8 protein-coding genes are annotated in these 10,606 nt (G+C 74.6%); 1 reads left to right on the top strand and 7 read right to left on the bottom strand.

Features of this window, described 5'->3' with window-relative positions; all coding sequences use genetic code 11:
* Positions 1-49: 49 nt before the first annotated feature.
* The 5 genes from ACFVN3_RS18925 to ACFVN3_RS18905 all read right to left on the bottom strand — a co-directional run bounded on the left by ACFVN3_RS18925 (position 50) and on the right by ACFVN3_RS18905 (position 6,305).
* A complete protein-coding gene (locus ACFVN3_RS18925) occupies positions 50-985 on the bottom strand; it encodes an aldehyde dehydrogenase family protein (RefSeq protein ID WP_378234529.1) in 936 nt (311 codons plus the stop codon).
* Positions 985-2,457: an aldehyde dehydrogenase family protein gene (locus ACFVN3_RS18920; protein ID WP_378234527.1), complete on the bottom strand. Its 1,473-nt coding sequence runs from the start codon at positions 2,455-2,457 to the stop codon at positions 985-987. Before ACFVN3_RS18920 ends, ACFVN3_RS18925 begins: the two co-directional genes overlap by 1 nt.
* Before the next feature lie 18 nt (positions 2,458-2,475).
* Complete coding sequence (gene deoC / locus ACFVN3_RS18915) at positions 2,476-3,537, bottom strand: deoxyribose-phosphate aldolase (RefSeq protein ID WP_378234525.1); 1,062 nt, start codon at positions 3,535-3,537, stop codon at positions 2,476-2,478.
* Between the two features lie 70 nt (positions 3,538-3,607).
* Positions 3,608-5,452, bottom strand: coding sequence for a phospho-sugar mutase (locus tag ACFVN3_RS18910; protein WP_378234524.1), 1,845 nt, complete (start codon positions 5,450-5,452; stop codon positions 3,608-3,610).
* A gap of 1 nt (position 5,453) precedes the next feature.
* Entirely contained in the window at positions 5,454-6,305 is an 852-nt protein-coding gene (locus tag ACFVN3_RS18905; RefSeq protein ID WP_154799038.1) for a purine-nucleoside phosphorylase, read from the bottom strand.
* A gap of 120 nt (positions 6,306-6,425) precedes the next feature.
* Between ACFVN3_RS18905 and ACFVN3_RS18900 the strand changes: the two genes are divergently transcribed.
* Positions 6,426-7,877: an NAD(P)H-quinone dehydrogenase gene (locus tag ACFVN3_RS18900; protein ID WP_378234522.1), complete on the top strand. Its 1,452-nt coding sequence runs from the start codon at positions 6,426-6,428 to the stop codon at positions 7,875-7,877.
* Between the two features lie 45 nt (positions 7,878-7,922).
* Here ACFVN3_RS18900 and ACFVN3_RS18895 read toward each other — a convergent pair whose 3' ends face one another.
* On the bottom strand, positions 7,923-8,396 hold the full coding sequence (locus tag ACFVN3_RS18895; protein ID WP_378234521.1) for a hypothetical protein: 474 nt from the start codon (positions 8,394-8,396) through the stop codon (positions 7,923-7,925).
* Between the two features lie 29 nt (positions 8,397-8,425).
* Positions 8,426-10,540 carry an endonuclease/exonuclease/phosphatase family protein gene (locus tag ACFVN3_RS18890; RefSeq protein ID WP_378234520.1) on the bottom strand — a complete coding sequence of 705 codons (2,115 nt, stop codon included), beginning with the start codon at positions 10,538-10,540 and terminating at the stop codon, positions 8,426-8,428.
* Between the last annotated feature and the right edge of the window lie 66 nt (positions 10,541-10,606).

The raw sequence follows: 10,606 nt of genomic DNA, 5'->3' as shown, positions 1-10,606 counted from the left end.
GGTGCCGTGATCGACGCGATCACGGCACCACGGTCGTGCTCGGCGAGGGTCAGACGCCCTTCGGGTGCCAGACCGTCTTGGTCTCGGTGAACGCGAGGATGCGCTGGGGGCGCGGGGCCTCGGTCCAGTCGGGCTCGGCGTCGTCCCCACGGCGGCCGACGGCGGGGCGCAGGACGCGCTTGACCGAGTCGGCCGCGGCGGCCTCGAGCTCGCCCCAGACGACACCCTCGGCGCCGACGGCGCCCGAGAGGTCGAGCGCGTTGACGTCGAGGTGTGACGCGAGCGGGGGAGCGAGCTCCCTGGTGAAGCCCGTGAGGACGTTGACCACGCCGCCGGGGACGTCCGACGTCGCGAGGACCTCGGAGAGGGTGACCGCCGGGATCGGGCGCTGCTCGCTCGCGACGACGATCACCGCGTTGCCCGTGACGAGCGGCGGGACGATCGTCGAGACGAGGCCGAGCAGCGACGAGCGCTGCGGCGCGAGGACGACGACGACGCCCGTCGGCTCGGGCGAGGACAGGTTGAAGTACGGTCCGGCGACCGGGTTGGCGGAGCCGGCGACCTGCGCGACCTTGTCCGTCCAGCCCGCGTACCAGACCCAGCGGTCGATCGCCTCGGAGACCGCGAGCTCGGCCTGGCGCGCCGTGAGCCCTTCGCCCGCGACGACCTCGGCGACGAACTGCTCGCGGCGCCCCTCCAGCATCTCCGCGACGCGGTAGAGCACCTGGCCGCGGTTGTACGCCGTCGCCCCGGCCCACTTCGCCTGCGTGGCGCGTGCGGCGACGACTGCCTCGCGCGCGTCCTTGCGCGAGCCCTGCGCGACGTTCGCGAGGAACCGGCCCTTGGTGTCCGTCACCTCGTACGTGCGGCCCGACTCGCTGCGGGGGAACTTCCCGCCGACGTAGAGCTTGTACGTCTTGCGCACGCCCAGCCGCTCGGGCGCGGTGCGGGTCGCGCTGGTAGGCGCCTTCGTCGTGCGGGCCATCAGTAGGTGCTCCCCTCGATCAGGTAGGGCGCCAGGCCGTGCCGGCCGCCCTCACGTCCGTAGCCCGACTCCTTGTAGCCGCCGAAGGGGCTGGTCGGGTCGAACCGGTTGAAGGTGTTGGACCACACGACGCCCGCGCGGAGCTGGTCGGCCATCCACAGGATGCGCGACCCCTTCTCGGTCCAGATCCCGGCCGACAGGCCGTACGGGGTGTTGTTCGCCTTGGCGACGGCCTCGGCGGGCGTGCGGAACGTCAGGACGCTCAGCACGGGGCCGAAGATCTCCTCGCGCGCGATGCGGTGCGCGGCGGAGACGCCCGTGAAGAGCGTCGGGGCGAACCAGTAGCCCGACGACGGCAGCTCGCAGTCCGGGCTCCAGCGCGTGGCGCCCTCCGCGGTTCCGGCGTCGGTGAGCTCGGTGATGCGCGCGAGCTGCTGGGGCGAGTTGATCGCACCCACGTCGGTGTTCTTGTCCATCGGGTCACCGACGCGCAGCGTGCCGAGGCGGGCCTTGAGCCGGTCCACGAGCTCCTCGGCGATCGACTCCTGCACGAGCAGGCGGGAGCCCGCGCAGCAGACCTGGCCCTGGTTGAAGAAGATGCCGTTGACGATGCCCTCGATCGCCTGGTCGATCGGCGCGTCGTCGAACACGATGTTCGCGGCCTTGCCGCCGAGCTCGAGCGTCGCGTGCTTGCGCGTGCCCGCGATCTCCTGGGCGATGCGCTTGCCGACCGGGGTCGAGCCCGTGAAGGCGATCTTGTCGACGTCCGGGTGGTTGACCAGCGCGGAGCCGGTCGCCCGTGCGCCGGTGACGATGTTGACGACGCCGGGCGGCAGCTCGGCCTGGCGCAGCAGGTCCGCGAAGAGGAGCGCGGTGAGCGGCGTCGTCTCGGCGGGCTTGAGCACGACCGTGTTGCCGGTCGCGAGGGCCGGAGCGATCTTCCACGCGAGCATGAGCAGCGGGAAGTTCCACGGGATGACCTGGGCGGCGACGCCGTGCGGACGCGGGTCGGGGCCGTAGCCCGCGTGCTCGAGCTTGTCGGCCCAGCCCGCGTAGTAGAAGAAGTGCGCGGCGGCCGTCGGGACGTCGACGTCGCGCGACTCGCGGATCGGCTTGCCGTTGTCGAGCGTCTCGAGGACCGCGAACTCGCGCGAGCGCTCGGCGAGCAGCCGGGCGATGCGGAACAGGTACTTGGCGCGCTCGCGGCCCGGCATGGGGCCCCACACCTTCTCCTGGGCGCGGCGGGCCGCGCGGACGGCGCGGTCGACGTCCTCCTCGGTCGCCTCGGCGACCTCGGCGAGGACCTCCTCCGTGGCGGGGTTGACGGTCTTGAACGAGCCGGAGTCCGACGCCGGCGTGAACTCGCCGTCGATGAACAGGCCGTACGACGACGCGATGTCGACGACGGCGCGCGACTCGGGCGCCGGCGCGTACTCGAACGGCGAGCCGGCCGTGCTTGCTGTGGTGGTCATGGTGTCCTTCAGTCCCGCTCAGTCGACGGTCACGTAGTCGGGGCCCCAGTAGGCACCCGTGGCGAGCTTGTTGCGCTGCATGAGCACGTCGTTGAGCAGCGACGACGCCCCGAACCGGAACCAGTCGGGGTCGAGCCAGTCGCCGCCCGCGGTCTCGTTGACCGCGACGAGGTACTTGATCGCGTCCTTCGACGTGCGGATGCCGCCGGCGGGCTTGACCCCGATCGGGACGCCCGTGAGCGCCCGGAAGTCGCGCACGGCCTCGAGCATGACGATCGTCACGGGGAGCGTCGCGGCGGGCGAGACCTTGCCGGTGCTCGTCTTGATGAAGTCGGCGCCCGCGAGCATCGCGAGCCACGACGCGCGGCGCACGTTGTCGTACGTGGCGAGCTCGCCGGTCTCGAGGATGACCTTGAGGTGTGCGTGGTGCCCGTTCGCCCGGCACTCCTCGCGCACGGCGACGATGTCCTCGTAGACCTGGGAGTAGCGCCCGGAGAGGAACGCACCGCGGTCGATGACCATGTCGATCTCGTCCGCGCCCGCCTCGACAGCGTCGCGCGTGTCCGCGAGGCGCACGGCGCGGCTCGCGCGGCCCGACGGGAACGCGGTCGAGACGGCGGCGACCTTGACGCCCGTCCCGGCGAGCGCCTCGACGGCGACGGGGACGAGGTCGTTGTACACGCACACGGCGGCGGCGGACGGGCACGTCGGGTCGGCCGGCTCGGGGCGGACCGCCTTGGCGGCGAGCGCGCGGACCTTGCCGGGCGTGTCCGCACCCTCGAGCGTCGTGAGGTCGACCATGCGGATGATCGTGTCGAGCGCCCAGGCCTTGGACGTCGTCTTGATCGAGCGGGTGCCGAGCGCCGCCGCGCGACCGTCGGCGCCCACCTTGTCCACCCCCGGCAGCCCGTGCAGGTAGCGGCGCCAGGCGGTGTCGTCGAGGAGGGCGGAACCGGTCACGGAGCGCGCGAGATCGGCGATCTCGGCAGCGGACCGGTCAGCCGAACCCGGGGTCGCCGGGGCCGTTCCGGTGCCCGCCCGGCCGGTCTCGGCGACCGACGTCGGTGTCGTTGTGCTCATCGCACCAGGTTACCCGTCGGTACGGCTCGCGTCGGGTCCGGAGTTCCCGGTTGCGAGCCGTACCGCCGGGTCACAGACCCAGGGCGCGCTGCATGTCGGCCTTGACGCGGTCCAGGCGGTCGCGGGCTGCGGCGCGGGCCGCCGTGAGGTCGTCGTGCGACGCGTCGGGGGCGACGGGCAGCACGACCTCCAGGTAGCACTTCACCTTGGGCTCGGTCCCGCTCGGGCGCACGATGACGCGCGTCCCGTCGGCCGTGAGGATGCGCACGCCGTCGGTGGGCGGCAGGCCGTCCAGGCCGGCGGACAGGTCGGCGACGTCCGAGACGCCGGCTCCCGCGAGCGTGCGCGGGGGAGCGGCCCGCAGGTGCGTCATCGTCTCGCCGATGCGGTCGAGGTCGGTGAACCGCGCGGACAGCTGGTCGCTCACGTGCAGCCCGTGCTGGCGCGCCAGGTCGTCGAGCGCGTCGACGAGCGTGCGGCCCTCGGCCTTGAGCCGGTTCGCGAGCTGCGCGACGAGCAGCGCGGCGCTGATCCCGTCCTTGTCGCGCACGTGCGCGGGGTCGACGCAGTAGCCGAGCGCCTCCTCGTACCCGAAGACGAGTCCGTCGACCCGCGAGATCCACTTGAAGCCCGTGAGCGTCGTCGCGAAGCCGAGCCCGTGCGCGGCCGCGATCCTCCCGAGCAGCCGCGAGGACACGACCGAGCACGCGAGCACCCCGCCGGCCGCGCCGGACGCCGCGGCCCGCCGCGCGACGTCGTCGCCGAGCAGCGCGCCCACCTCGTCGCCGTGCAGCATGCGCCACCCGTTGGAGCGGGCGGTCTCCGCACCCTGGTAGGTGCCGACGCGCGGGTCGAACACCGCGACCGCGCAGCGGTCGGCGTCGGGGTCGTTGGCGAGCACGACGTCGGCCGCGGAGTCCTGCGCGACGGCGAGCGCGAGGTCCATCGCGCCCGGCTCCTCCGGGTTGGGGAACGCGACCGAGGGGAAGTCGGGGTTCGGGTCGAGCTGCTCCTCGACCGGGACGACGGTCGTGAAGCCCGCGTCGCGCAGGACGTGCGCGACGGTCTCGCCGCCCACACCGTGCAGTGCGGTGGTGACGACCTTGAGGCGGCGAGGTGCGCCGTCGGACAGCGCGAGGACCGAGCGCACGTACGCGCCGACGACCTCCCGGTCGAGGACGGTCCAACCCCCGCTCGCGCGCGGGACCGACCGCGCCGGGCCGACGGCCGCGATCGCGGCGGCGATGCGCGCGTCGTACGGCGGCACGATCTGGGCGCCCTGCCCGGAGTCCGTGACGACGCGCCCGCCGAGATAGACCTTGTAGCCGTTGTCGGCGGGCGGGTTGTGGCTCGCGGTGACCATGACGCCCGCGTCCGCGCCGAGGTGGCGCACCGCGAAGGCGAGCACCGGCGTCGGCAGCGCCGAGGGCAGGACGAGGACGTCGAGCCCCGCCGCCGTGAGCACGGCCGCGCTGTCGACGGCGAACGTGCGCGAGCGGTGCCGCGCGTCGAACCCGATGACGACGCGCGGGCGGGCCGCCCCACCCGCCCCCGCTGGGCCGAGCGTGTCCAGCAGGTACGCACCCAGCCCTGCCGCCGCGCGGATGACGACCGCGCGGTTCATGCGGTGGGGCCCGGCGGCCATGCGGCCGCGCAGCCCCGCGGTGCCGAACTCCAGCGGCCCCGAGAACCGGTCCTGGAGCTCGGTGAGGGCCGCAACGCGCACGTCGTGCTTGCGCGGGTCCGGCGAGTCGGCGAGGTCGAGGAGGTGCCGGAGCTCGTCCTGGTCGCCCGCGTCGACGTCGTCGTCGATCCACGCGGCGACGCGCTCGAGGAACGCACCGCGGTCGGTTCCCGGGTCGAAGGTCGGGTCGTCGGCAGGGTCGGTCCGGTAGCCCGCGGTGCGGTCCGTCATGTCACACCAGCTTCGCGATGTCGGCCAGGAGGGCGCTGATCCGGGGTCCCGCGGCCTGGCCGGCCTCGATGACCTCGGCGTGGGAGAGCGGCGTCGGGCTGATCCCGGCGGCGAGGTTCGTCACGAGCGAGACGCCGAGCACCTCGAGGCCGCAGTGGCGGGCCGCGATGGCCTCGAGCGTCGTCGACATGCCGACCAGGTCCGCGCCGAGGACCCCCGCCATGCGCACCTCGGCCGGGGTCTCGTAGTGCGGCCCGGGGAACTGCGCGTACACGCCCTCCGGGAGCGTCGGGTCGACGCGGTGCGCGAGCTCGCGCAGGCGCGGGGAGTAGACGTCGGTGAGGTCCACGAACGTCGGGCCCTCGAGCGGGCTGCGGGCCGTGAGGTTGATGTGGTCGGAGAGCAGCACGGGCGTGCCCGCGCCCCAGTCCTGGTTGAGCCCGCCGCACCCGTTCGTGAGGATCAGCGTCTCCGCGCCCGTGGCGGCGGCGGTGCGCACGCCGTGCACGACGGCGCGCACGCCCTTGCCCTCGTACAGGTGCGTGCGCGAGCCGAGCACGAGCGCGTGCCGCACCGAGCCGTCCGCCCGCTCGACCCGGATCGACCGCGTCACCGAGAGGTGGCCCGCGACCGCGGGGGCGGAGAAGCCGGGGATCTCGTGCGTCGGGACCTCTGCAACGACCTCGCCCAGGAGCTCCGCGGCACCGCCCCACCCCGAGCCGAGCACGAGGGCCATGTCGTGGCCGTCGACCCCCGTGGCCTGCGCGATGTGGTCGGCGGCGGCCCGTGCCACGAGGAACGGGTCGGTCGCGGGGTCGTCGAGCGGGGGTGTGCTCGCAGGCGTCGTCGTCATGGTCGCAAGGCTAGTCCGTCCCCGGGCGCGAGACCCGACGAGCGGGAGGCTCTGCCGCGCGGCCCGCACCAGCCGGGGTGTCTCGCATGCTGACACCGCGGGACGCGACGGCCTGACAGAATGTCCGGCGTGACGCACGCGAGCATCGACCACCAGGCCACCCGCATCGTCGTCCTCGGAGGTGGGCCCGGAGGCTACGAGGCCGCTCTCGTCGCCCGCCGGCTCGGCGCCGACGTGACCGTCGTCGAGCGCCACGGCCTCGGCGGCGCGGCCGTGCTCACCGACGTCGTCCCCTCCAAGACCCTCATCGCGACCGCCGACTGGATGACCATCGCCGAGCGCGCCGCCGAGCTCGGGATCCGCCTGCCCGTCGACACGGCCAAGGCGCAGCACCCCGCGATGCGGCGCCACATCGTCGACCTCGAGGCCGTGAACACGCGCGTCATGGCGCTCGCGGCCGCGCAGTCGGCGGACATCCACGCGCGCCTCGAGCGCGAGGGCGTGCGCGTCGTCATCGGCGCGGGTCGTCTCGACGGCCCCGCGCGCGTCGTCGTCGACTCGCCCGACGGCGCTGACGGGCCCGTCGTGCTCGACGCCGACGTGATCCTCCTCGCGGTCGGCGCGACCCCGCGCGTCCTGCCCACGGCACAGCCCGACGGCGAGCGCATCCTCACGTGGACGCAGCTCTACAACCTGTCCGAGCTCCCGGAGCGGCTCATCGTCGTCGGGTCGGGCGTCACCGGCGCCGAGTTCGCGGGGGCGTACAACGCGCTGGGGTCCGACGTCGTGCTCGTGTCGAGCCGCGACCGCGTGCTGCCCGGCGAGGACGCCGACGCGGCCGAGCTGCTCGAGGGCGTCTTCCGCTCGCGCGGCATGACGGTCATGTCGCGCTCGCGCGCCGAGGCCGCCGAGCGCACCGAGGACGGCGTGCGCGTCACCCTGTCCGACGGCCGCGTCGTCGAGGGCTCGCACGTCCTCATCGCCGTCGGCGCCATCCCGTCGACGAGCGGCCTCGGGCTCGAGGAGGCCGGGGTCCGGCTCACCCCGAGCGGGCACGTCGAGGTCGACAAGGTGTCGCGCACGTCGGTGCGCGGCATCTACGCGGCCGGCGACTGCACGGGCGTCCTGCCGCTCGCGTCGGTCGCCGCGATGCAGGGCCGCGTCGCCATGTCGCACGCGCTCGGCGACGCCGTCGTGCCGATCAAGCTGCGCACCGTCGCGGCGAACATCTTCACCGCGCCCGAGATCGCGACCGTCGGGTACAGCGAGGAGCAGCTCAAGGCGCAGAGCAGCAAGTACGTCACGACCGTGCTGCCGCTCGCGCGCAACCCGCGCGCCAAGATGCTCGGCATGCGCGACGGCTTCGTCAAGCTGTTCGCCCACCCCGAGGCCGGTGTCGTGCTGGGCGGCGTCGTCGTCGCGCCGCGCGCGAGCGAGCTCGTCTTCCCCATCACGCTCGCCGTGTCCCATCGGCTCACGGTCGACGACGTCGCGTCGGCCTTCACCGTCTACCCGTCGCTGTCGGGGTCCATCGCCGAGGTCGCGCGCATGCTGCACCACCGCGAGGACTGAGCGCGGCGGCTCCCTCAGCCGGGTGCGGCAGCCCCGTCGTTCACCTCAGAGCCGGCCGTCGAGGCGCAGCGTCCCGTCCGCGAACGCGAGCTCGGTGAGCTGGAACCCCGGGAAGGTGTGCTCGAGCACGCCGCCGAGCAGGGCCTGCACGTCGACCGCGACCCGCGCGTCGGGCAGCACGCGCACCGCCTGGGGTGGCAGCCCGTGCGAACGCAGCGCGCCCTGGAGCGGGGCCTCGACGAAGCCGAGCAGCTTGTGCGCGGGCAGACCGGCGGCGTTCGCTTCGACCGCGAGCACGGCGGTGCCCGCCACCACCGACTCGACGTGCAGCGTCGCCCGCACCACCGGGACCAGCCGGGCAGCGAGCTTGAGCGCGGACGGCGGGTCGGGCACCTCGCGCAGGTCGACGACGACCCGCACGTCGTCGCCCTCGCTCGTCACCGAGCGCACGTACGGCGGCAGCCTGCCCGTCGCGCGCGCGATCTCCACGGCCTCGGTCACGGTCAGCTCGATGCGCATCGCTCGACCCTAGCGGTCGGTCACGCGGGTCAGTCGCGGGCGCGGAGCTCGGCGAGCAGGGGGCGGTGGTCGGAGGTGGTGACGTCGAGGACCTCGAAGGAGCGGAAGGTCACGGCCTCGGAGCCGAAGACCCAGTCGATGCGGTGCGCGGGGGCGACCGAGGGCGACGTGAGCGCGTCCGGGTCGCCGGCGGCGTCCTGACCGCTCTCGAGGCCCTGCTCCTCGAGGAAGGTGATCTCGTCCCAGCCGGGTTCGGCGTTGAGGTCGCCGGCGAGGACGTACGCGCCCTCCACCGGCTCGTCGGCGAGGAGCGCCTCGAGCTGGTCGAGGCGGGTGGGCGTGTTCTCCTCGCGGTGCTGCAGGTGCACGGACGTGACGCGCACGGGGACGCCCGCGGCGTCGAGCGTGGCGGAGATCGCCGAACGCTCCTGCGGTCCGGCGCCGTACGGCAGGGCGTGGCGCGCGACGTCGTCGAGGTCGCCACGCAGCGGGTCCCACAGGAGCGCGTTGCCGAACTGCCGGTCGGCCGCGGGCACGAAGACGACGCGCATCCCGGTCTCGCGCGCGAGGTACGTCGCCATGTCCGCGCCGCCACCGAGCACCCAGCCGCGCGACACCTCCTGGAGCGTGACGACGTCGGCGCCCGAGCCCTCGATCGTCGCGACCATCTCGTCGAGCCGGACCGACGGGTCGGCGCTCACGCCGTAGTGCAGGTTCCAGTCGAGCAGGCGCAGGTCGCCGACCGGGTAGTCGGCGACGGCGGACGTCGTGGTCGGCACGTGGACCTGCGTGACCCCGACGAGCGCGAGCACCGCGACCGCCCCGCCGACGGCGAGCGCCGGGGCCACCGCGCGGTCGGCGCCGGTCGTGGTGCCCGACGCCGCGGGGTCGCCCGCGGCGCTCCGGGCGCGGAGCCCGGCGACGACCGCGGGCACGGCGAGCGCGACCGCGGCGGCGACAGGGACCAACGTGTGGGGGACGGGGAGCGGGACGTCGTACTCGAGCTGGTACCCGAGCAGCGGCACCGCGATCCCCAGCCCCGCGACGCTCGCAGCGCCCGCGAGCCGGAGCCACGTGAGCGGGCGCGCGGCCCGCGTCAGGGCGAGCGCGAGCGTGCGCGCGGCGGCGGGCACGAGCAGCACGAGCAGGACCAGGAGGGCCCAGCCCCCGACGGTGCCGGGTCCGTCCAGGCGCGGCACGGCGAGGAACACCACGGCGACGCCCGCGACGAGCACGACGGGAGACACCCAGGGTGACCCGGGCGGGGCCGAGCGGTCCGCCCGCTGGACGAACCACGCGGTGAGCACGGCCGCGACGGCCAGGGCGGCGACCGCGAAGGGCAGCGCGACGCCCGTCTGGGACGCGGAGAACGCGGGGTTGGCGAGCACCTGGACCAGCAGCGCGACGGACGGGCCGAGCACCCACAGCCCGCGCGACCCCGGCCACGCGGACCGTCCCCGCAGCGCCCACGCGCACGCGACCGCCGCAGCGGCGACGACGACCGTCACGACCCACCCCGCGACGTCGGACCGCCAGTACGCGTCCCACGTGCCCAGCACGGCGCTCAGCGCTCCGGCGAGGAGCGCGCCGAGCACGACCCCGAGCGCGACGAGCGACCCGCGCGCGAGCCCGCCGGGCCGGGACGGTGCCGGCTCCGGGCCACCGTCGGCCCCGGATGCGGGGGCGGTCTCTCCCGCGAGACCGCCTGCCGGGGTCCCGCTCGCGAACGCGGCGACGAGCACGAGCACGCCGATCCCGAGCGCGACCGTCGCGAGCCCGACGCCGTACCGCACGAGCCCGAGGTCGACGCCCCCGGCGATGGCGGCGCCGAGCCCCTGGAGCGCGAGGCGCGCCACGACGAGGGACGCGACGGCGAGCAGCACGACCTTGCCCGTGAGCTCGAGGCGCGCCGCGATCATCACGACGAGCACGCCGGGGGCGGCGTACGTCGCGAGCGCCGTGAGGGCCACGGTGACGACGCCCGCGGAGAACGCGTGGTCGAGGAGCGGGCCGCTCGACCGCACGAGCTCGACGACGATCGCTGTGACCGTCACGACGAGCAGGAGCGGGACGAGGGCCGCGCGGTCGAACCGGGCGGCGGACCCGGGAACGGGCCGGGCGGAAGGGGGCTGCGCTGCGCTCACGAGGCACGACGCTACCGGGCGGGCGCTGTGATCCGCACCACACGATCGGGTCTTCCGTGCCAGACT

Source organism: Cellulosimicrobium sp. NPDC057862 (genome assembly GCF_042797035.1).
Taxonomy (GTDB): Bacteria; Actinomycetota; Actinomycetes; order Actinomycetales; family Cellulomonadaceae; genus Cellulosimicrobium.
Note: the sequence above shows the minus strand (reverse complement) of the source record. Positions and strands in the feature narration are given on the sequence as shown.